Source organism: Aquimarina gracilis (genome assembly GCF_035285365.1).
In the GTDB taxonomy this organism is placed as follows: domain Bacteria; phylum Bacteroidota; class Bacteroidia; order Flavobacteriales; family Flavobacteriaceae; genus Aquimarina; species Aquimarina gracilis.
This window is the reverse complement of sequence record NZ_JAYKLX010000007.1, coordinates 234,319-257,126: the sequence shown is the minus strand read 5'-3', so window position 1 is coordinate 257,126 and position 22,808 is coordinate 234,319. Positions and strand designations below refer to the sequence as shown.

General features: G+C 33.9%; 20 protein-coding genes. 7 read left to right on the top strand and 13 right to left on the bottom strand.

Features of this window, described 5'->3' with window-relative positions:
* Positions 1–85: 85 nt before the first annotated feature.
* The 3 genes from U6A24_RS15935 to U6A24_RS15925 form a co-directional block, all read right to left on the bottom strand.
* Positions 86–1,324, bottom strand: a complete 1,239-nt coding sequence (locus U6A24_RS15935) for a DUF4856 domain-containing protein (protein WP_324180985.1) — start codon at positions 1,322–1,324, stop codon at positions 86–88.
* 160 nt (positions 1,325–1,484) lie between these two features.
* Positions 1,485–1,946, bottom strand: a complete 462-nt coding sequence (locus U6A24_RS15930) for a heme-binding domain-containing protein (RefSeq protein WP_324180984.1) — start codon at positions 1,944–1,946, stop codon at positions 1,485–1,487.
* Positions 1,947–1,957: 11 nt separating this feature from the next.
* Positions 1,958–2,824, bottom strand: coding sequence for a hydroxymethylglutaryl-CoA lyase (locus tag U6A24_RS15925; RefSeq protein WP_324180983.1), 867 nt, complete (start codon positions 2,822–2,824; stop codon positions 1,958–1,960).
* A 287-nt stretch (positions 2,825–3,111) separates the two neighbouring features.
* Here U6A24_RS15925 and U6A24_RS15920 point away from each other — a divergent pair, with 287 nt between their 5' ends.
* Positions 3,112–3,933 (top strand): TerC family protein, encoded by an 822-nt coding sequence (locus tag U6A24_RS15920; RefSeq protein WP_324180982.1) that lies wholly within the window; start codon positions 3,112–3,114, stop codon positions 3,931–3,933.
* Between the two features lie 168 nt (positions 3,934–4,101).
* Here U6A24_RS15920 and U6A24_RS15915 read toward each other — a convergent pair whose 3' ends face one another.
* Entirely contained in the window at positions 4,102–5,799 is a 1,698-nt protein-coding gene (locus U6A24_RS15915; protein WP_324180981.1) for a tetratricopeptide repeat-containing sensor histidine kinase, read from the bottom strand.
* Between the two features lie 288 nt (positions 5,800–6,087).
* On the opposite strand from U6A24_RS15915, the gene U6A24_RS15910 reads away from it, so the two are divergent.
* Positions 6,088–6,825: a LytR/AlgR family response regulator transcription factor gene (locus tag U6A24_RS15910; RefSeq protein WP_324180980.1), complete on the top strand. Its 738-nt coding sequence runs from the start codon at positions 6,088–6,090 to the stop codon at positions 6,823–6,825.
* A gap of 174 nt (positions 6,826–6,999) precedes the next feature.
* Positions 7,000–7,149: a hypothetical protein gene (locus U6A24_RS15905; RefSeq protein ID WP_324180979.1), complete on the top strand. Its 150-nt coding sequence runs from the start codon at positions 7,000–7,002 to the stop codon at positions 7,147–7,149.
* A 54-nt stretch (positions 7,150–7,203) separates the two neighbouring features.
* Here U6A24_RS15905 and U6A24_RS15900 read toward each other — a convergent pair whose 3' ends face one another.
* From U6A24_RS15900 to U6A24_RS15890, 3 genes are all read right to left on the bottom strand, one after another.
* The gene (locus U6A24_RS15900) at positions 7,204–7,836 is read right to left on the bottom strand and encodes a LysE family translocator (RefSeq protein WP_407654053.1); all 633 of its coding nucleotides are present in this window, start codon (positions 7,834–7,836) and stop codon (positions 7,204–7,206) included.
* Positions 7,837–8,865: a quinone-dependent dihydroorotate dehydrogenase gene (locus U6A24_RS15895; RefSeq protein ID WP_324180978.1), complete on the bottom strand. Its 1,029-nt coding sequence runs from the start codon at positions 8,863–8,865 to the stop codon at positions 7,837–7,839. It abuts the gene before it with no gap.
* Between the two features lie 121 nt (positions 8,866–8,986).
* Positions 8,987–11,890 carry a TonB-dependent receptor gene (locus U6A24_RS15890; protein ID WP_324180977.1) on the bottom strand — a complete coding sequence of 968 codons (2,904 nt, stop codon included), beginning with the start codon at positions 11,888–11,890 and terminating at the stop codon, positions 8,987–8,989.
* Positions 11,891–12,047: 157 nt separating this feature from the next.
* Between U6A24_RS15890 and pepT the strand changes: the two genes are divergently transcribed.
* Positions 12,048–13,295, top strand: coding sequence for a peptidase T (gene pepT, locus U6A24_RS15885; RefSeq protein WP_324180976.1), 1,248 nt, complete (start codon positions 12,048–12,050; stop codon positions 13,293–13,295).
* Positions 13,296–13,397: 102 nt separating this feature from the next.
* Here the strand turns inward: pepT and yajC are convergent, their stop codons facing one another.
* From yajC to U6A24_RS15865, 4 genes are all read right to left on the bottom strand, one after another.
* Complete coding sequence (gene yajC / locus U6A24_RS15880) at positions 13,398–13,691, bottom strand: preprotein translocase subunit YajC (protein WP_324180975.1); 294 nt, start codon at positions 13,689–13,691, stop codon at positions 13,398–13,400.
* Between the two features lie 5 nt (positions 13,692–13,696).
* Positions 13,697–14,176 carry a DUF1573 domain-containing protein gene (locus U6A24_RS15875; protein ID WP_324180974.1) on the bottom strand — a complete coding sequence of 160 codons (480 nt, stop codon included), beginning with the start codon at positions 14,174–14,176 and terminating at the stop codon, positions 13,697–13,699.
* 48 nt (positions 14,177–14,224) lie between these two features.
* Positions 14,225–15,136 (bottom strand): transcription antitermination factor NusB, encoded by a 912-nt coding sequence (nusB, locus tag U6A24_RS15870; protein WP_324180973.1) that lies wholly within the window; start codon positions 15,134–15,136, stop codon positions 14,225–14,227.
* A gap of 150 nt (positions 15,137–15,286) precedes the next feature.
* Entirely contained in the window at positions 15,287–16,384 is a 1,098-nt protein-coding gene (locus U6A24_RS15865; protein ID WP_324180972.1) for a Glu/Leu/Phe/Val family dehydrogenase, read from the bottom strand.
* A 141-nt stretch (positions 16,385–16,525) separates the two neighbouring features.
* Here U6A24_RS15865 and U6A24_RS15860 point away from each other — a divergent pair, with 141 nt between their 5' ends.
* The 3 genes from U6A24_RS15860 to U6A24_RS15850 all read left to right on the top strand — a co-directional run bounded on the left by U6A24_RS15860 (position 16,526) and on the right by U6A24_RS15850 (position 21,362).
* Positions 16,526–18,283 (top strand): ABC transporter ATP-binding protein, encoded by a 1,758-nt coding sequence (locus U6A24_RS15860; protein WP_324180971.1) that lies wholly within the window; start codon positions 16,526–16,528, stop codon positions 18,281–18,283.
* Between the two features lie 78 nt (positions 18,284–18,361).
* Positions 18,362–18,745: a PUR family DNA/RNA-binding protein gene (locus U6A24_RS15855; RefSeq protein WP_324180970.1), complete on the top strand. Its 384-nt coding sequence runs from the start codon at positions 18,362–18,364 to the stop codon at positions 18,743–18,745.
* Between the two features lie 103 nt (positions 18,746–18,848).
* A complete protein-coding gene (locus U6A24_RS15850; protein ID WP_324180969.1) occupies positions 18,849–21,362 on the top strand; it encodes a M14 family metallopeptidase in 2,514 nt (837 codons plus the stop codon).
* Between the two features lie 22 nt (positions 21,363–21,384).
* Here U6A24_RS15850 and U6A24_RS15845 read toward each other — a convergent pair whose 3' ends face one another.
* Together U6A24_RS15845 and U6A24_RS15840 are read right to left on the bottom strand one after the other, a co-directional pair.
* A complete protein-coding gene (locus U6A24_RS15845) occupies positions 21,385–22,251 on the bottom strand; it encodes an alpha/beta fold hydrolase (RefSeq protein ID WP_324180968.1) in 867 nt (288 codons plus the stop codon).
* Between the two features lies 1 nt (position 22,252).
* Complete coding sequence (locus U6A24_RS15840) at positions 22,253–22,717, bottom strand: Mpo1 family 2-hydroxy fatty acid dioxygenase (RefSeq protein ID WP_324180967.1); 465 nt, start codon at positions 22,715–22,717, stop codon at positions 22,253–22,255.
* Positions 22,718–22,808: the final 91 nt, after the last annotated feature.

Below are 22,808 nucleotides of genomic sequence, written 5' to 3'. Positions count from 1 at the left end.
TAAAGCTGTGCAAATGTAAAAAAAGAGGCCGAAACATGATTACTTTTCTACCTCTTTTTTACATTTTATATTCTGTTTAATCTTTTTAACTTCCAGCTTCCTCTACAGTAAAATCAAATTTTGCTGCGATGGTTTCTGACATTGTTTGTAAAGTTTCTGTTGTTACATCCCATAAACCATTGGTCCCCCCCATTAACTGGGCTAATAACACCTGAACTTCAGTTCTCGAAAAATACGACTCATTGGTATCTGGATTTCTTGTAAACTGGAGGCTATAAATAAACCCAAAACCTTCAGACAGATCATGAAATACAGCTGCTTGATCTACTACAGTTCCTTCTAAACCTCTTTTACCTTGTTGTAGATAATATACAGCACGAATACCTATCACCTTAGAAACTTCTTTTCTAATGATTGCTGCCTGTTGATCTCTAACATCATACTCTTTGGCAACAATAGCCGCTCTTCCCAATTTGAATGCATCGTAGATGATCTTTGCCGTTCCTTCAAAGTCTGAATCGTTTTCTACTCTTCCTATATATTTGTTAAGAAAACTGTCGTCTGCACCAATAGTGGCATTGGGATTTGTTTTATCTTCGGAAGCTCCATATAGATACCCATAAGCTTCATCCCACTTATGTTCCATATTAGTATAGCTTTTACCCTCTACAATTACCTCATTATCGTTATCTGGTCTACTATTATTAATATCATCGAGAACTGCAGTACCTAAATAGTTGTTCAACGACTGATCTACCATTAAAGCTCCAATCAAACTTTTACCAAAAGCTTGATTAAGCTCTAGTCCTTTGTCATTTACATATCGTATTGATGGGTCTGTACCCCCTTCTTCTATAAAACCTGCTGTCCCAGCTGATGCTGGTGTTTCCCAATTAGGAAAAACTTCATCTACTTGACTTTTGATCCAACCATCAAATTCTTCTTTTATTTGTGAAGCTACAACTGCATTTGCGGAGAAGAAATCTTGAGAAGCTGCAGTTTTACTGCGTACACTTTTATCTGAAGCATTAAGTGTAGGATCAGAAAAATTGGTAGCATCTTTTTCATGTGCAAACATTGCATCGATAACAGCCTCTGCATCTGTTAAAGTACTATTTTTAAATGCTGAAATAATCTCTTCAGACATCGCAATTCTAGTGGTTTGCCCACCAAAACTTACTGTGCTTTCACCATTACGTTCAAAAGCGTAAGTAGCCGGTTCATTTATAGCATTTGTTCCTGGTCCATCATCATCATCAGAACATGATGCCAAAACAAGCAGACCTGAGACACATATAAAGTTTAGTAATTTGTAGGTTTTCATTGATTTTTATTTAGACTTAATTCAAATAACTGATTTTTCACCTTGCAAATATATCCATCAAAATGAATTTGACAAACTTTATTTGTAATAAATCTAAATAAAATTAAAAATTTACCTTTGGATTAAAATTAACTTACTAGTAGCCAAAAAAGTAACTAAATTATGGATTTACCGAATACTTCGACCGAAGTTCCTTTGCCCATTGTATAAGTATTTCTTTATCCTCTTTATTAAGATTACCATGCATCCAAGTATACGAATTAAGAGGCATTTCTCCTTCTTCTACTTCTTCGATAAGTTCATCTAACTTATGATCCTTTTTCTTATTGGTATACCCTTCCCAATCTGAAACATTAAAATGTTCTCTACCGTGTTCTACATGATCGGCCAACCAATATGAAACCGGAGCAACCTCGGCATACCATGGGTAAATGGTATGATTACTATGGCAGTCATAGCAATTATCTTTTAATATCGTTCTTATCTGATCACTAGGTTGTGTTTCATTTTCAAAATATGCAATCGAATCATATCCCGATTCATTTTTATCTGGTCTTATAAATTGCATTATCAATAGTACGCCTAATAATACCAAGGCTATAATTTTGAAAATCTTTTTCATTTTAATGTTGTTTAGTGATAGTTGCTGAATATTTTGGTTGCTTCGTTGTGTGAAGACTCAAAACTTAATGTTCTAATGTTTGTATCTGCATTTACTGAAGTAAAGTAAGAGATCATCCGCTCTGTAGGCATATTACCTGTAAGTTCATCTTTTGCCATAGGACATCCTCCAAACCCTTGAATTGCGCCATCAAATCTTCTACAGCCAGCTTTATATGCTGCATCTACTTTTTCGTGCCATGTTGTTGGCGTAGTATGTAAATGTGCTCCAAATTCAATCTCGGGATACTTTGGGATCAAATTTGCAAACAAATAATCTATAATCTCTGGTGTGGAAGTACCCACCGTATCAGAAAGTGAGAGAATTTTAACTCCCATTTTGCTTAACTTTTCTGTCCATTCCCCCACAATATCAACATCCCATGGATCCCCATAAGGGTTTCCAAAACCCATTGAAAGATACGTTACTACTTCTTTGTTTACCTTTTCGGCAATATTCAGGATTTCTTGTAATATGTTTACTGACTCTTCAATAGTCTTATGCGTATTACGCATCTGAAAGTTTTCTGAAATCGAAAACGGGTACCCCAAATAGTCTATTGCATCATGTTTTGCCGCATCGTTTGCCCCTCTTACATTTGCTATTATAGCCAATAACTTACTTTCGGTACCACAAAGATCTAATTGAGATAATACCTCTGCAGTATCGACCATTTGCGGTATTGCCTTTGGAGAAACGAAGCTTCCAAAATCAATGGTATCAAAACCACAACGCAATAAAGACTGAATGTATTGGACCTTTTTTTCAGTTGGAATAAACTCTTTTATCCCCTGCATGGCGTCTCTGGGACATTCAATAATTTTTACTTTTTCGGTCATTTTGGTAGATCAGACTAAAAGATGTTCAATTAGGTGCATAAAAATATGATTATTTTTCAGAATTCTATACATCCCTAATCTTCAAATATAATTTTATGGAGGATTTAAAACCAAAAGACATTCAAATATCAAGCCCAAAAAATTACTCGAAAAATTATATAGTATGCTCACTAGGGGTAAATTAAATCAGACCTTGAAAATTCATTTCAACACTTCTTTTTCATTAAAACTGCAGCTTTGGTTACCTTTATCATTCAAAAAGATTTTTGTAAAACAAAATTATTATCATGTTTGAAATATTTGCGAGCACCGACGCCTGGGTTGCATTGATCACCCTCACCTTTCTAGAAATCGTTTTAGGAATCGATAATATCGTCTTCATTTCTATTGCGGCAAGTAAACTTCCTGTCAAACAACAGAAAAAAGCCACGAATTGGGGATTAGCCCTAGCAATGATCCAAAGGATAGTATTGTTGATAGGTGTTTCTTATTTGATTGCCCTACAAGAACCTTTTTACACCATAAATAACTCTTGGATCTCTGCTGGTTTAAGCTGGCAAAGTCTAATTCTATTTTTTGGTGGATTGTTTTTATTATACAAAAGTACTTCTGAGATTCATGAAAAGGTAGAGATCCCAAAACATGATGAAACGAGAATTAAACAGAAAAACCTTACATCACTTTCAAGAGCACTAGTTCAAATTTTATTAATTGATTTTATTTTTTCAATCGATTCTATTCTAACAGCGATTGGAATGACCAATGGACTTGGAGAAAAACCCGAAGATGCTATTGTAATAATGGTTATAGCCGTAGTTATTTCAATCCTAATCATGATGATTTTTGCTAATGCTATCCGGAAATTCATTAATGATCATCCTTCAATGCAATTGTTGGCTTTGTCATTTTTGATTTTGATTGGTTTTATGCTAATTACAGAAGCTGCACATCTTTCTCACACAGTAGTTTTTGGGCAAGAAATTGGCGCCATACCAAAAGGATATTTGTATTTTGCTATTGCCTTTTCTTTATTTATCGAATTTCTTAATATGAGACTTAAAAAGAAAATTAATTATGTAGAAGAAGTAAACACTGAATCAGATAACTAAACTATTAGTGATCATTTCTCTGAAAAGAGTATAAAAACTCCGATCCCTATAAAAACGATGATCTGTAACCATTTTAAAAAACAGATCAGTCTTTGAGTTCCTTTTTAAAATAACTGGATATTAGCCAAAATGATTATAGATCCTAAAACAAAAACCTGATGTAGAAAATTACTCTAAAATAAAAGGCAAGAAAACATCTACCTTCGTTCCATTTTCCTCAGTTATTTCAAATCGGGAATTAACTTTAAGAGATTTTGAATAAATTTTAAATCGTTCTCTTAATATAGAACCCGAAATTGATTCATAATCTGACTTTAAAGTTTTAACTTTTTCTGCATTAGAGTAACCCAGACCGTTGTCCACAATAGAACATTTAATAAGTTTACCTTTATCTTGTTTACTTATGCTTATGGATATATTACCATCCTTAACATTTGATATTCCGTGTTCTATAGCATTTTCTACAAATGGCTGTATAAACATTGGAGGAATCATTATATTTTCAACATCTACATCTTTGTCTATGTACACAACATAATTAAATCTTTGTGAAAAATTAGATTGTAATTCTAAATAGTCATTAATCGTTTGTATTTCTTCTTCTAAAAAAACAAACTCTTCTCTAGAATTTTCTAAAATAGATCGTAATAAACCACTTAATTTAAGTGTATATGGGATTACTTTTTCTGAATTTCCCGATGACAAATTAACAATTCTTCCCAAAGCATTAAATAAAAAATGTGGATTTAATTGAGAACGAAGTAAACGTTGTTCAAGGATCGCTGTTTTATATTTATTATTTAATTTATTTTGTCTGAACAGTACCACACCTAATATTAGAAATGAAAGAAACAATCCTCCAAGTACCCAATTAATTACGTTTTTTTGTTGCACGATAGTGGTTTGTTGCTCTGTTAATTCCTCTAGTTTTGATATAGATTCATCTTTTTCTTCTAACTCAAATTCAGAAGCATATAGTTGCAGTTGTTTCGCTATACTTTTTTCATTATATGTAATAAGATATTTATTCAGTTCACTTAAAGTAGATATGCTTTTTTCGTGTGCTCCTTGTTTAAGGTATACTTTATTCATAAAATCACATACTCTTACATACAAATCCCTTTCAACTCTACTATAACTATACTTTTTTCTTAAAGAATCTCGAACCTGATTCAATACAGCTTCAGACTGATTGAGATTATTTTGATAAAAAAGCATATAACCATAACTCGTTAGTGGACCTAATTTATAAATACCAGGCAATAAATCAGAATTGATCAATTCTTTATCAGAAAAAATTTTATTCGCTTTTGAAAAATTACGATATGCAGAATCCTTTTGATTTTGGTGTAACGCAATATCACCCAGAGCATCCAGTGCTGTAACTTGATTTATAAAAAAGACGTCTTTATCATAATTATCTTTATCAAGCAAGGATGTGTCATTATACATTCTTAAAGCTTCTTTAAAATACACCTTTGCAGAATCATACTTTTTTTTGCGTTTATACAACAAACCAATATCTAACCTATTATTACTTGCCTCAAATCTATGATTAGCCCATATTGAATCTTCAAAAGCTTCTTTTCTTGCCCTCAATGCCAGGTCTATATCTCCTAAATCTATATGGAGATAAGATATTCTTTCTAAAATATAAAATCGCCATGATTTTTTGTCTGGCGATTCTGGATACTGAGATGTGAGTTCTAACCCTCTATAAAGGGTTTTTAATGCACTGAGTGATTTTTTTTCAAAATACTCTCGTAAACCTCTTATATAGTATGCTTTATGCGCTATGCCGTCTGCTCCTGTATGACCTTGTTCTAATGACTCATATGCTTTGATAGCTTTATGAGCATTTGACAATGCAGAATCATTTTCAAGCTTAAATAAATGTACATAGCTTTTAAAGGTATAATACTTTGTCCATCCCTTAAGAGACCTGTTGTTTTCTAAGCTATATTTAATCTTACTGATGTACGGCCAATTAGTTTTGGCAAAAGAAATAGTATCAATAGTATGTTGAGAAAGTATTTCTTGGGAATAAGAATCAAAACTTGTTAGTATAAAAACTAAAATAAAAAAAAGTCGTTTCAATGTTGTATTATTTGTGTGGTAGGCATAAATTTAACTCACGAATTTACATTTATTTTTATGATTAATGTTGTTATTATTGAAAATGATACCGATGCATCAAATTACCTCTCTAAACTTCTAAAAAAAAATGTTTTAGAGCTAAATATTGTAGGTTCGGCAACAACAGTTAAAGAGGGTATTTCTCTTATTTCTTCTTCTTCTCCAGAATTGGTTTTTCTAGATATACATTTAGATGATGGCATGGGCTTCGAAATTCTAGATGCTATACACTCTAAAGATTTTGAGGTTATCTTTATTACCGCCTATAATAGTTATTATGAAAAAGCTATGGAGCATTTTGCTTTTAACTACTTGTTAAAACCAATTGATCCTATACTTCTTGAAAAAGTAATCAGCAGATATAAACAAGTTAAGTCTAGACATAGCAATCACAGTAAATATGTTCACTTTCAAGAATTTGTACGAGAACAGAACTCAAAAATTCTTATACAAAGTGGTCAATATTATAAATCTATATATCTAGAAGAAATAATTTCGTGTAAAGCAGACGGAAACTATACAACCATCGTCTTAAAAGACAAAAAAGAGATCTTGGCTAATAATATCTTAAAGTATTATGACAAATTACTATCTAGCCGAGGTTTTTTTAGAGTAAACCGTTCTTGTCTTATAAACACCTCTCATATTGATTCTATTTTTAGGAAAGAAACTATTATTTTGACAAATGGGGATAAGATTCAAGTTGCTTTTAGAAATAGAGAGCAATTATCTTATCTCCTAGATACACTTAAATAATATCTATATACGCTTATCTTAAAATCCTTTTTACTTATTTATTCTCTTATTTATTTCCCATAATTCAATCTAATTTTGAATATCATCTTACCATTGATAGTAAGGTCATGATAGACATAATTGTGAATGTCTCTAAAAGGTCACAAATAATCTAATTTTCAAAAAAAAACAATTATGTTAAAAAGCATTTTAAGTTTAGAGGGGATTCAAGAACTAAACAAAATTGAGCAAAAATCTGTTAAAGGTAATGGATTACATCCAATACTTCCATGTGGTGTTTGTGAAATACGTATTGGAGGAAGATGTGAAAATTTCTGTTTATAATTAAAGAAAAACTACTTGACTACCCGACTATCAACCTATAATACGGGTAGTCATTTATTTTTCAGAAAAAAGGATAAAAATTCCGATTCCTATAAATACAACTATTTGTAGCCATTTCAAAAACACACCTGCTTTTGAGTTTCTTTTTAGATAATTGGATATGGCCCCAGCCAAAATAGCTATGGAACCAAAAACAAAAATACCTGTAATGACAAATAATGCTCCTAGCACATAAAATTGTACTACATTACCCATAGTATTGCTAAACAAAAAACCTGGAAAAAAGGCCAAAAAAAAGATAGAGACCTTGGGATTAAGTACATTCATAATAAACCCTTGCCTAAACAATTGTTTTAAACTCTTTTTTTCGACTGAATCAGAGGTTAACTGTAAGGTTGCATCACTGCGTAACACTTTATAAGCAAGAAAAAACAAATAAAGAGCCCCAAGTAATTTAATTACAAAAAATAGCGCGTCGCTTTGTTTAATTATTGCCGATACACCATAGGCAACCAAAGTAGTATGAACAAAACATCCAGACATTAATCCCACTACAGTAGCCAAGCCATATTTTTTACCATTTGCAATGCTTTGTGTAAGCACATATATATTGTCTGGACCTGGAGAGATAGCTAACGCTGTGGATGCAATAATAAATGTATACAAGACGTCGTAGTTGATATCCATCTATACAGATTTACGAATCAAGGCTTTGTTTATATCCTTGATTAGTTTTGGCCCTTCATATATGAAACCTGTGTACAACTGTACCAAGCTTGCCCCGGCATTCAATTTTTCGAGGGCATCCTGTGCTGTATGTATCCCGCCTACTCCAATAATTGGAAATGCCTTGTTACTTTTTTCAGATAAAAATCGAATCACCTCAGTAGATCTTTTTGTTAAGGGTTTACCACTAAGTCCGCCCTTTTCATTAGCCAGCGTAATGTTCGATTTTAATCCCTTTCTGGAAATCGTTGTATTGGTTGCTATCACTCCTGCGATTTTGGTATCCTTTACAATATCAATAATATCCATTAATTGATCGTCGGTCAAATCGGGAGCTATCTTTAATAGAATTGGTTTTTCTGAAGGTTTCTTTTTATTCTCCTCTTGTAGTGTATTTAAAAGTTTGGTAAGTGGTTCTTTATCCTGAAGTTCCCTAAGATTAGGAGTATTTGGCGAACTCACATTTACTACAAAATAATCTACATAATCAAAAAGTGCCTCAAAGCATATTTTATAATCTTCTACTGCATTTTCATTAGGCGTAACTTTATTTTTTCCAATGTTACCGCCTATCAAAACTCCTTTGTTTTTTTTCAATCGTTTTACAGCTTCTTCTACTCCTCCATTATTAAAACCCATTCGATTAATAACAGCACTGTCTTTTTTAAGTCTGAACAATCTTTTTTTAGGATTCCCCTCCTGTGATTTGGGAGTTAAAGTACCTATTTCCACAAAACCAAAACCAAAATCATGCAATTCATTAAACAATTTTGCATCTTTATCAAATCCAGCAGCTAATCCAACAGGGTTTTTAAATTTCAATCCAAAAACCTCTCGTTCCAGCTTGGAGTCATTGATTTGATATAAACCTCTGAACATTGAAGAAAATAAAGGTAATTTTGATAAAACCCTTATCATTTTAAATGTAAAATGATGCACTTTTTCTGGATCAAAATTAAAAAGTATCGGGCGTAATAATAATTTATACATCGAATGAAGATTTGCTTGGCAAAAATAGAAGATTACTAATGAACGACGAAAATATTTTAAAAGAATAAAACCTGTTCCAAAATTTTGGAACAGGTTTTATTATCGAAGGGTACGATTCTTACTATTTTAAAACAACACTTAGCCTGGCAAATAAAAACCTCCCACCAATTCCGAACTGTTGCGATCTTCTAGACCAATCAAATCGACCACTACTTCTATTATTTTGATCTCCTGCGGTACCAGGGTCGAGATCTTGCTCTGCACGATCTGGATAAATATCAAAAAGGTTGTTGGCACCAATGGTAACGGTTAATCCGTCTGTTGCCTTGTATCCAAAAGACAAGTCTGTAACTAATTTTGCTTCAAACACTTGTTGTAACTCTACTATAGTAGTCGCTTCGGTCACTTCTCCAAAATAGACATTCCTTAAAAAAACATTGAATCTATCCGTAGTTAAGCTATTCGATAAATTGATTTTTGTACGCGGTACAGCCTCTTCAAGATATACGCGACTATCTTCTGGAAAATAGGTATCTACCAAACCAGCATTTTCTAAAACCTCTGAAGCTTGAATATCTCCTACCTTTCGGGTTTGAGAAAATGTTGCTGCCAAATCAGATTTCAGTTCCATATTTGCTCCAATACCTGTTTTATGGGTCAAAACTACATCCAAACCTTTCGATTCGGTATCAATTGCATTAGCAAAAAATGCAGCTCTTGTTGCATTGGCCTGGGCCAACAAATTGTCTAACTCACTTCCCGTTCCTGGGCCTTGAAATTGCCCAGTAAAAACCACTCTGTCATCAATGGCCACAAAATAGCCGTCTACTGTAATAGAAAGATTAAGAGAGGGGATTTTTGCTGTAGCCCCTACACTTATACTTTGTGAAGTTTCTTCTTTAAGTTGTGGAATACCTAGCAAGGCCGCTACTCTACTATCATTTGCAAAGGTTCCTACCTCTTGTGGGTTTCCTAAATTATCAAAAATAGTAGACGTAGAGTTAAAATTAAGCTGGTGCAGTGATGGTGCTCTAAAACCAGTACTAGCTGCAGCTCTTATGTTTATATCATCAGTAAGTTTGTAACGCGTAGCAAGTTTAAAGTTTATAGTTGATCCAAAATCACTATAATCCTCGAATCTTGATGCAAAGCTTACCAAAAATTTCTCCGTAAAATCTGCTTCCAAATCTAAATAACCCGCAATACTCGTTCGATCACGCGACAGTTCATTGGCCGGGCTAAAACCTGGAAACACCTGAGATCCTCCCGGTCGTGTTCTTCCGAAAAAATCTGTTGGAGGAGCTTGGGTTGCACTTGTAATTGGTTGTCCTGCTTCATCAAATTGTGCATACGACTCTAATTCTCCAGCTATAATCTCATACGTTTCCAATCGATGTTCTGCTCCGAATGCTACATTAAATCCTGCAAATATATCTTCATAAAACCTTGTTATATCCAGATTTGTAGTGTTCTGAAGAAAAGAAAATCCTCCTGCATCAAAAGTGGTTGGTGTAGCTCTTAGCAATGAAGCATTAGACGTATTGGTAATTGTATACAAAAAGCTGTTTTTTCCATAGGTATTACTAAAATCAACGCTCCATTCCCCTATTTTACCTTTGATACCTGCGGCGATCGATTTGTCGGAAATTTTAGAGTTAATTTCTGGTAGAAATCCATTAATATAGGCCGGAGTGTATGTTCTACTTTGATTGGGCAGCCTGTAAAAACCAGCCGAATTTCCTCTTCTTGTACTAATACCAGCAAAAGAATACAACTCGGTTTCATTATCATCCAATGGCAACGAAAAATTTGCAAAGAAACGACCTCCTCTTAACTCTGATTGGCCTACCCGCATATTATAATCACTTCTGGTTTGGCCTCTTGTGATAAGCTCTGCCTCAGTGACATCTTCATTCAAAATTGTTTGTAACTGCTGCAAATCTGTTGCTGCCTGAATATCATTTTGTAATTGAGTAGAAAAATGAGGAACATTTAGAGCCAAGCTTTGTATCGCAGTTAAGTTTGTTTCTAATTCAGAAATATCATTACCAAGCAAAGAAGCCTGATATTCTATTGCATTATAAGCATTAAAGATATCTCCTTCCCATTCTTTCATTCGGCTGTAAAAGTCTCGATAATCAAAATCCCCACTGAAATTTATAAAACCTCCATTATCCCCAAGAGGCAATCCATAACTAGCAGCTACATTTACTGTTTCTCCATCAATTCCACCTGTTTGCTCTTCGGCATTTCTGGAAACATTGGCTCCACTTGTGACAGAGAGATTGAGTTCATTTACATTTTTATTTAATACAATATTGATAACCCCAGCTATAGCGTCTGAGCCATACTGAGCCGCAGCACCATCTCTAAGTACTTCTATTCGTTGTATAGCTGCCGCAGGAATCGCATTAAGGTCTGTACCCACGCTTCCTCTACCAAATGTTCCATTAACATTAACTAAAGAAGTTGTGTGTCGTCTTTTACCGTTTATTAAAACAAGTACCTGATCGGGACCAAGCCCCCTTAATGAAGCTGGATCTATATGGTCCGTTCCATCAGAAATGGTTTGGGTATTTGAAGAAAATGAAGGCGCAACATAATTAAGAATTTGATTCAAATTTACTTGCGGAGAAGCATTGGCTAACTCTTGAATGTCGAGCACATCAATCGGTACCGGAGTTTCTGTAACGGTTCTATTCACATTTCTTGTACCCACTAACACTACTTCATCCAGAGAAACTCCAGATTGCATTGTTACATCCAAAGTGGGGCCGGTAGCTGCAATTTCTTGTTTTTCAAATCCTACATACGAAAAAACCAAAATCTGACCAGAGTTTGCCTCAATCGTATATTTACCATCAAAATCTGTTATTGTACCAGTTTCGGTACCTTTGATTACTACCGAAACACCAGGAAGTGGTTGTGATTGATCATCTAGAACTGTTCCTGACACTTCTTGTGCTGTAGCATTTGTTGTAAGCCCAAAAGAAAACAACAATACCATTACGTAAAGTCTAAACATAATTATATTTTTGATTATTAATTAGATGATTGTGTATTTAAATGTAATTGAAATTACACAGCGTATTAACTAATTTTTAAATAAATTAACATTTAAAAGTTTTTTTTGTAAACAAAAACTTATCAATACATTTAAATGACTATATTTTTATCAAAATATGATTTCAAAAAAAGATATAACCAAAAGATTCATTAGTTATGTCACTATCGATACCGAAAGTGATCCAGAAAGTAATACCACCCCTAGCACTGAAAAGCAATGGGATCTTGCAAACAAATTAGTTCAGGAATTAAAGGATATAGGCCTTGAAGAAGTAACTATTGATGAAAACGCCTATATCATGGCCACATTACCTTCTACTATTGATGCCGATATACCTACCATAGGGTTTATATCACATTTTGACACTAGTCCTGATTTTACTGGAGCCAATGTAAATCCACAAGTTATTGAAAGTTATGACGGAGGAGATATTATTTTAAACCAATTTGAAAATATAATCTTATCTCCTGATTATTTTGAAGATTTAAAACTATATAAGGGGCAAACCCTAATTACAACAGACGGAACCACTTTATTAGGAGCCGACGACAAAGCTGGAATAGCTGAAATAGTATCTGCTATGGAATATTTGGTTCAACACCCTGAAATAAAACATGGAAAAATTCGTGTTGGTTTTACACCAGATGAAGAGATTGGCCGTGGAGCCCATAAATTTGACGTGAAAAAGTTTGGCGCCGATTGGGCATATACTATGGATGGTAGCGAAATTGGCGAATTAGAGTATGAAAACTTTAATGCGGCAGGAGCAGTAGTGACCATAAAAGGAAAAATTGTGCATCCTGGATATGCCAAAGGAAAAATGATAAACAGCATGTATATCGCTCAAGACTATATTAATTCTTTACCCAGACTTGAAACGCCAGAACATACTAGTGGTCGTGAAGGTTTTTTCCATTTGCATAATATAAAAGGAGATGTCGAAGAAACGCAATTACACTATATCATAAGAGATCATGATAAAGAACACTTTGAAGCCAGAAAAGAAGTTATGAAAAATCTGGCTCATGAAATTAATGCCCAACATGGAAAAGATGTAGTGCATATTGAAATTAAAGACCAATATTATAATATGCGTGAAAAAGTAGAACCGGTAATGCATATTGTAGATATTGCTGAAGAAGCCATGAAGTCTCTTGACATTAAACCGATAATCAAGCCAATTCGTGGAGGAACCGACGGGTCACAGTTAAGTTATATGGGATTGCCATGCCCAAATATTTTTGCTGGCGGGCATAATTTTCATGGCCGATATGAGTATGTCCCCGTAGAAAGTATGATAAAAGCCGTAGAAGTTATTGTTAAGATTGCAGAACTTACTGCAATCAAAAACTTTGAAAATTGAGTTTATAATTCTGAGATTACACTTTCTGAATGAGTGAGGTTATATAAAAAGCCCGATACGTTGTGCTGTATCGGGCTTTTTAATAATTAAGTAGGCTAGTTATTACTTTTTGTCTGCTGGTTTATTTAATTTTTGACTCATCTCTAATGAAATAGCAGATTTATCAAAAGTTAATTTACCTGCTCCAGTTTCAATAATAACTGCATTATTTTTTTCGCTGAAATCAAAGACTTTTCCATGAAGACCACTTTTGGTAACAATGCGATCTCCTTTTTTAAGCTCTTCAGCAAATTTCTTCTCCTTTTTTGCTCTTTGCATTTGCGGTCGTATCATAAAAAAATACATTACCACAAATATCAAAAGTATAAAAGGCAATTGTCCTGCAAATCCTTCCATAAAAATTATTCGCTTACAGGTGTACCACTAACAGGTTTTGCCTTTGGAGTTACCAAAGCTCTAATTTTAATGATTTCCTTTCCTGCTTCGGTATTTGTGGTAATAGTAACTTGCTTAGTTTGCTGATTAGGCTTACCGCTAGAGTTAAACTTAACCAACATCTCACCTGATCCTCCTGGAGGAACTGGATCTTTTGTCCATTGTGGAACAGTACATCCACAACTTCCTTTTGCATTTACAATTACCAAGGGTGCTTTTCCAGTATTGGTGAATGTAAATTTGTGCTCTACCACATCTCCTTCATTGATAGTTCCAAAATCATGCTCAGTTTCTGCAAAAGTCATTACAGGAAAATCTGTGTTTTTGGCATCGCGTTCAGCAGCAATCTCTACATTTTCTTCTTTAACTTTTTTTGTAGCGTCATCTTTACAAGACACAAATGTCATAGCAAAAATTCCAGCTAAAATTAAGATTCCTTTTTTCATTACTTGGGTTTTTAATTATTTGAGGTTAAAAATACATTTTTTTTTGAACTACATAAGTCCACGGCCTACTTTATTCAATTTACCGTTTTCTTGGTACTCCTTTGAAATTTTATCAAGGATACCGTTGATAAAAATACTACTTTTAGGGGTACTATACTCTTTTGCGATTTCTAAATATTCGTTAATTGTTACTTTTACTGGGATTGAAGGGAATTTAACAAATTCACAAATGGCCATTTTAATGATTGCTTTATCCAATTCTGCAATACGATCTTTATCCCAATTCGGAGTTTTTCCGTCAATCTCTTTGGTAAACGTTCCCCCGTTAAGGGCTGTTTTTCTAAAAATATCCACAGCAAACTTCTTATCATCTTCGTCTTTATATAATTTGGGCAGTGATTTTGTTTCATCATGAGATGCTTTACTTTTACGAAGCATCTTTATAATTGCCGTATTTATAAGTGGTAAATCATCTATCCAGGTAAGGTTCTTATCTTCTATATATTCATAAAGCTTGTCATTGGGAGCTATGATTTCTTTAAAAACATCTAGTACAAAATCCTTATCTTCTCTAAAAGAGCTCAATTTTGTACTCATGTAGTCATTATACAGCTCACTCTCTTTAATTTCTTTCCAAAGTATCTTAACATACTCGTCATCCAACAACCAACAATTAAGCTTTTTCTTTTCAATTTCAGTTTTTAGCTCAATATTGTTCTCTAATAAAGTTAGCACTTCATTATTAACAAATTTAGTGTTAGGGTTTTTTTCTTCTGAAGTGGCCAGGTATTTTTTTTGACTCTTAGCAAGAAAATCTTCTGCATGCTTTTTGATTTCTACCAAAAGCTGAAGGTTTATCAGAAATAAATCATACATCTGATGAATACTAAAAAGAAGAAATTTCTCTTCTTTATCAAGGTTGTCACTTTGTGTCTGCTCCATTGAGTAGAGTGACTGCATTACTTTTACGCGAATATGTCTTCTGGTTAACATAGAAAATTACAAAGAACATTATTAAAAAAAGGACGAAAGCCACATTAACTTTCGCCCTGCAAAAATACTATTATTTTTAATCTAGCTATGCTAAAAAGTCTTTTTTATCGCGATTAATTACATCCCCTTTTTTCGAGATGCAATTCTATCTTCGGCAATACTTAATGCTGCCTCATTTGTAGTAACATTGGTTGCTTTGGCTTTATTTAAAATATCCAGAGTAGTATCATAAATATTTTCTGTTTTGGCCATAATCTGATCTCTGCCGTAACCTTCAATTTCGGCATAAACATTTATGATTCCACCGGCATTAATCAGAAAGTCAGGAGCATAAACAATTCCTCTTTTTTGCAATGCAGGACCATGAATATTCTCATTTGCCAATTGATTATTGGCAGCCCCCGCAATTACTTTGATCTTTAATTTATCAAGAGTTTCATCATTAACGGTAGCTCCTAGGGCACATGGTGCATAGATATCGGCAGTTTCTGTATATAAATCTTCTCCACGATAGATTTCAACTCCGTATTTAGTGCTTACTTCTTCCAATCGCTCTTGATTAATATCACTAATTACCACGTTTGCTCCCTCTTCTGATGCCAAACGAACCAATTCCTCTCCTACATGACCAATACCTTGCACCAAGATTCTTTTACCTGCAAGAGCATCATTTCCGTAGGTAAATTTGGTGGCAGCTTTCATTCCCATATACACTCCATATGCAGTTACAGGAGAAGGATTTCCTGCCCCACCTTTAGACTCGGAAATACCAGTAACATAAGGAGTTACTTCGCGCACAGTATCCATATCTGAAGTTTCCATACCTACATCTTCTGCAGTATAATACTTACCTCCTAAGGTATGAACGAACTTCCCAAAACGCCTCATAAGTTCTGGCGTCTTGATTTTTTTTGGATCTCCTATAATTACAGCTTTCCCACCTCCTAGATTCAATCCTGTGATAGCCGCTTTGTAGGTCATTCCTCTAGATAACCTTAAAACATCATTAAGTGCATCCCATTCTGTTTTATAGTCATACATTCTGGTCCCACCCAACGCAGGTCCCAAAATTGTGTTATGCACCCCAATTATTGCTTTCAATCCTGTATCTTTGTCTTGACAAAAAACAACTTGTTCATGATCATTAAAAGATAGTTGTCCAAATACAGGAGCTTCTTTTTTTAATTGGTTTGCAGTAAGCACTTCGGTTATCATGTTATGGAATTTTAAAATGTTATAAATTATATAATACTCAAAATCAGAACGCTAAAATAATGTAATTTTATCAATTTAAAATAAAAAGCTGTTAAATTTTACGAATTCTTTAATAAAAACACATTTAAACATCTATCTTATATGCGTGCATTACGCCATTTAAATAAATACTTTCTAAAATATAAATACAGACTTTTAATTGGTTTGGTGATTACTATAATAGCTAGAATTTTTGCCACTTTGGTACCAACAATTGTAGGAAACTCTGTGGACGTAGTACAAAAATATCTCGACAAAGAAATTACCGATATTGCTGAAGTAAAAAGTGGATTAATCATTAATATTTTACTCATTCTAGGGGCAGTACTTATTTCTGCTTTATTTACTTTTTTAATGAGACAGACCTTTATCGTAGTTTCTAGGTTTATTGAGTTCGACCTAAAAAATGAAGTATACCAACATTACCAAAAGCTATCCTTAAACTTTTATAAAAAGAACCGTACTGGCGACCTTATGAATCGAATAAGTGAAGATGTATCCCGTGTTCGCATGTATGTTGGACCAGCTATTATGTATAGCGTTAATACGATAACACTTTTTGTAGTTGTGATAGGCTACATGATTAGTATTGCTCCCGAACTTACTTTGTATACGGTTGCACCACTACCTATTTTATCGATATCAATTTATAAGCTAAGTGTTGCAATACATAAACGCAGTACCATTGTTCAAGAATTTTTATCAAGACTAACTACTTTTACACAAGAATCTTTTAGCGGAATTACAGTGATCAAAGCCTATGGCATTGAACCTCAAACACAAAAAAGTTTTACCTCATTATCGAATACTAGTAGGGATAAGAATTTGGATTTAGCCAAAGTACAGGCTTTATTTTTCCCATTAATGATTCTACTTATTGGTTTTAGTAATATTCTAGTCATTTATATTGGAGGGAAACAATTTATTGACGGCACAATTCAAGAGCTGGGAATCATCGTTCAATTTATTCTGTATGTAAATATGCTCACTTGGCCTGTTGCAACCGTTGGCTGGGTAAGCTCTATCGTACAACAAGCCGAAGCTTCACAGGTAAGAATTAATGAATTTTTAAGTCAGGAACCCGAAATAACCAATACAATAACCCACAAAACTCCAATAAGAGGAAATATTAGCTTTGATAATGTATCCTTTACATACGATGACACTAATATTACGGCTTTAAAAGGCGTAAGTTTCGAAGTGAAAAATGGTGAAACCATAGGTATTATAGGGAAAACAGGCTCTGGAAAATCAACTATATTAGACTTACTGGGAAGACTTTATGATGTTTCAGGTGGTGAAATACGTGTAGATGGCACTCCGATAAGAGAACTTAATCTCACCAATTTAAGAGAGCGTATAGGATATGTGCCTCAAGATGCTTTTTTGTTTAGTGATAGTATCAAAAACAATATCAAATTTGGTAAAGAGAATGCTACAGATGAAGAAGTACATCAGGCGGCAAAAAATGCCGTTGTACATAAAAACATCACAGGTTTTAGCAATCAATACGAGACTGTTCTAGGAGAACGGGGAATTACGCTTTCTGGAGGGCAAAAACAAAGGGTTTCTATTGCTCGAGCCATTATCAAAGATCCTTCTATTTTACTTTTTGATGATTGTTTGTCTGCTGTTGATACCGAAACTGAAGAGGAAATTCTTCAAAATATTAACAAAATTTCCAAGAATAAAACCACATTTATTGTTAGTCATAGAGTATCTACCACCAAAAGTGCCGATAAAATTATAGTTTTGGAAGATGGTCAAATAATTCAGCAAGGCACTCATAATCAACTAATAAACACCGACGGATACTACAAAGAGCTTTATCTAAAACAGCTTAGCGAAAAAGAAATATGAGTTTTTTTTGTCCGATTAACAATTTTTTTAGATTTTTGAAACCATCATAGCATATTAATTAATTAAGAAATAGGTATTATGAGCGATCATGAAATGATGGAGAAAGAAGAAATCTTCTCAAAAGTTTTAAGAGCAGGACGAAGAACATATTTCTTTGATGTAAGAGCTACCAAAGCGGGGGATTACTACTTGACTATAACAGAAAGCAAGAAGTTTACTAACGACGATGGATCTTTTCACTACAAAAAACACAAAATCTATCTTTATAAAGAAGATTTTGCAGGTTTTACAGAAATCTTAAACGAGATGACCAATTATATCGTTGAAGAAAAAGGAGAAGAAGTAATAAGCGAAAGACATCAAAAAGACTATCAAAAATCATACGATAGTGACTCCTCTACCAATAATGACCAAAAAGTATCTGCAGAAAGCTTCACAGATGTGAGCTTTGATGATATATAAAGGATAACTACAAATTAACGTAAGTTAAAGTTATGTAAACCGTTTCAATCACTGAAACGGTTTTTTTTATATTCACCAAATCATATTAAATAACTCAACTGAAATGAAATACATTTTTACGGTTCTTATAGGACTTGTTAGTCTTATTTCTTTAGCGCAAAACAATCTTTCTTTAGAATATTATCTCCCAAAAAACACAACATACAATCCTGCAATTCCTACTCCACAAAGTGTTTTAGGTTTTGTACCTGGCAAATGGCATGTAAGTCACGACAAACTTGTTTCTTATATGAAAGCACTTGCCAAAGCCTCACCACGAATTACCATAGAAGATAGAGGAAAAACTTTTGAAGATCGTTCAATTTTATTGCTTACCATCACTTCTGAAAAAAACCATCAAAACTTACAAGAAATTCAACAAAAACACATTCAACTCACCGAAGGCAATTCGAATTCTATAGACATAGAGAATCTTCCAATAGTTGTTTATCAAGGTTTCTCGATACATGGTAATGAACCTAGTGGTGCGAATGCAGGATTGGTGGCGGCATATTATCTGGCGGCTGCACAAGGACCCAAGATTGAAGAGTTGTTAAATAATACCGTGATTTTATTTGATCCTTCGCTTAATCCCGATGGATTACAACGTTTTGCTTATTGGGCCAATACCAACAAAAGCAAAAACATTAGTACTGATCCACAAGATCGTGAATATAGAGAAGTATGGCCCGGCGGAAGAACGAATCATTATTGGTTCGATATGAATCGGGATTGGTTACCTGTTCAACTACCAGAGTCAAGAGCCAGAATTACTACTTTTCATAAATGGTATCCAAATGTTTTAACCGATCATCATGAGATGGGATCCAATAGCACCTTCTTTTTTCAACCGGGTATACAATCAAGAACACATCCTTTAACCCCAAAGTTAAACCAAGAGCTCACCAAAAAAATTGCAAATTACCATGCGAAAGCATTAGATAATATAGGTTCATTATATTATACCGAAGAAAACTTTGATGACTTTTATTATGGAAAAGGTTCTACATTTCCTGATATAAATGGTGGTATTGGTATTTTATTTGAACAAGGTAGTTCCAGAGGTCATGCTCAAGAAACAGATAATGGCCTACTTACGTTTCCTTTTACGATACGCAATCAATTTACTGCTGCGTTTTCTACCCTTGAAGCAGCCAAATCTATGCGTAAAGAATTACTTAACTACAAAAGAAACTTCTACAATAATGCACGAAAAGAGGCCGAAAAAGACGCCTATATTTTTGGAAACGAAAAAGACGCTGCTTCTACTTTCCATTTGGCAGAAATACTAAATAGACACAAAATAAAATTATATAACCTGAAACAGGATATTTCTAACCAAGGTAAAACTTTTAAAAAAGGATATAGTTTTATAGTCCCAAAAAACCAAAAACAAAGCCGTTTAATAAAGGCCATTTTTGAAAAAAGAACCAAATTTCAGGATAGTTTGTTTTACGATATTTCGGCATGGACATTTCCACTTGCTTTTAATCTTGATTATACCGATCAGATATCTACATCCGCTATAGGCGAAGAGATATCCGATCCCAAACCGCGTGACGCAAAGCAACCTTCAAAAAGTAATTATGGGTATTTAATGCAATGGCACGAGTATTACAGTCCCAAAGCATTGTATCAAATATTAAAAAACGGATTGCGAGCGAAAGTAGGAATGAAACCTTTTTCTCTTGAACAAAATAATTATGACTATGGAACCATATTAATCCCAGTTCAAAATCAAAAGTTAAATCCAGATGAACTACACAATTTCTTACAAAATGTTGCTTCAGATAATCATATTGATATTACAAATGTATCAACCGGCCTCACAAAAGGAATAGATTTGGGAAGCAACCAGTTTAGAGCATTATCTTTGCCAAAAATTGGACTATTTACCGGAAATGGGATTACTCCCTACGATTCGGGCGAAATATGGCACTTGATGGATCAACGGTATGACATTCCAATCACAAAATTAAATACTCAAAATTTTAACAGGCTTGATTTATCAAGATACACTCATATTATTTTACCCAATAGTTGGGGCCAAAGTCTCACTAAAGACCAGGCAGAAAAGCTAAAAAAATGGATCACTAGTGGTGGTACTTTAATCGGTTATAGAAATGCTGCTCAGTTCTTTAAGAATAATGAGTTAATGAAGATCGAATTTGCAAAATCCGAACATGACGCCAAAAACATTTCTTTTGAGCAAAAGCAAGATTTTTATGGAGCTCAGGTAATTGGTGGTGCCATTTTTGAAGCTCAAATTGATCGCTCTCACCCTATAAACTTTGGCTATAAAAATGATAAGATTTCTATGTTTAGAAATACCACGTTATTTGTTAAACCAGATAAACAGAGTTATAACAACCCTATTAAATACACTAAAAAACCATTGCTAAGTGGTTATATAAGCAAAAAGAATTTGGATTCCCTATCGGGTACCGTACCCTTCAGACATAACACTCTTGGAAAAGGAAATATTATCTTGTTTACCGACAACACAAACTTTAGAGCGTTTTGGTACGGAACCAATAAACTATTGATGAATGCAATTTTCTTCAGTGAGGAAATGTAAATCACTTATGTTTAATGACAAACTATAATTTATTTCTAAATTGATAATAATGTGTTAGGACATCTTCAGGTGCTTCTACCTGCGGATAATGACCTATTTGATCTAAGATCACGACATCGGCATTTGGCACGATTTCTTTGTAAAATTTGGCCATATGCTTCCCAGAGATAGGATCTACTCCCCCATCTATGAGTCGTTTAGGAATATCTGTATATTGTATAGCCTCACGCCAACGCACCTTATATCGATCCCTTTCAGAAAGATATTTAATAAGTTTAGGGATCACATTTTTGCCGGAGTTATAATCCACTACCCTCCAAAATTCATCTATCTCTTGATCACTGGGCTGTGTATTTTTACCAAAAATCTTTTTAAAATTTTTGGCCAGTGTATTCCTTCCCATAAAATGTTTCAGAAGATGTCCAAAAGGCGTTAAAAGAAGTTTCTGGGTAACCGTAGGAAAGTTGGTTTCAGGAAACATGCCACCATTCAAGAAGCATACAGATTTGATCTTGAATTCATAATCAGGATTTTCTTTTACCCTTGCCAACATTTCTTGCACTACTGTGTCTCCATAATCATGAGCAAGAATATGAAAGGAAAAAAGCTCATTTTCCTCTAGAAAAGCTTCCCATAAATCAACTTGAGAAGCAATTGTATACTTATAATCCCATGGTTTCGATGAAAATCCATACCCCATCATATCCAAAGTAAACACTTTGTAATTTTGAGTCAAAGAATGCCATATCTTAACCCAGTCCCAGGAAGAGGTAGGAAAACCATGAATAAGAATCAAAGGTTCTCCATCCCCGGATTCCTTATAAAATATTTGATACAGGTCCTTGTACTCAAAATAAGTACCTGAGTCCTTCCAATTTTCTAATGTCATATTATTTCTTTCCAAACATCTTTTGAATCACCCAAGCTGGACCAATTAGTAGAAACTGAAGGTCTTTCAAAAAAGATGGTTTTTGCCCTTCAATTTTGTGTCCATAAAATTGCCCTACCCATGCCGCAGCAAAAATAGCTATAGATACTATCCACAATGGCGCATACAAACCAATGTAATAATTCGCTATAATGCAAAAAGCCGAAAAAACTAAAATTTGCAATGCCATTTTCACAGATAAGCGTATATAAAACAGAAGTACAAGAAGTAAGGCAATAAACGCCCAATTTTCAATAAAGGGATTTACTCCGGGAACGATCGAAGCTAAAAACCCACTTGGGATACTCATTAAAAGCCCAACTATCGAAAAAAATATTGCGGGAACACAGATAAAATGAATTGCAATATTCGTTTTATTTTGATGGCTCACAGCATATTCTTTAAACCACGCATCTAAGGTTTTCATATCTATTAAATTTTGATGTAACTAAGATAGTATTTTTTAGACATATTAATATAGAAAATTGTAATTTGGAACTTTCGAAAAACAAAAAAGA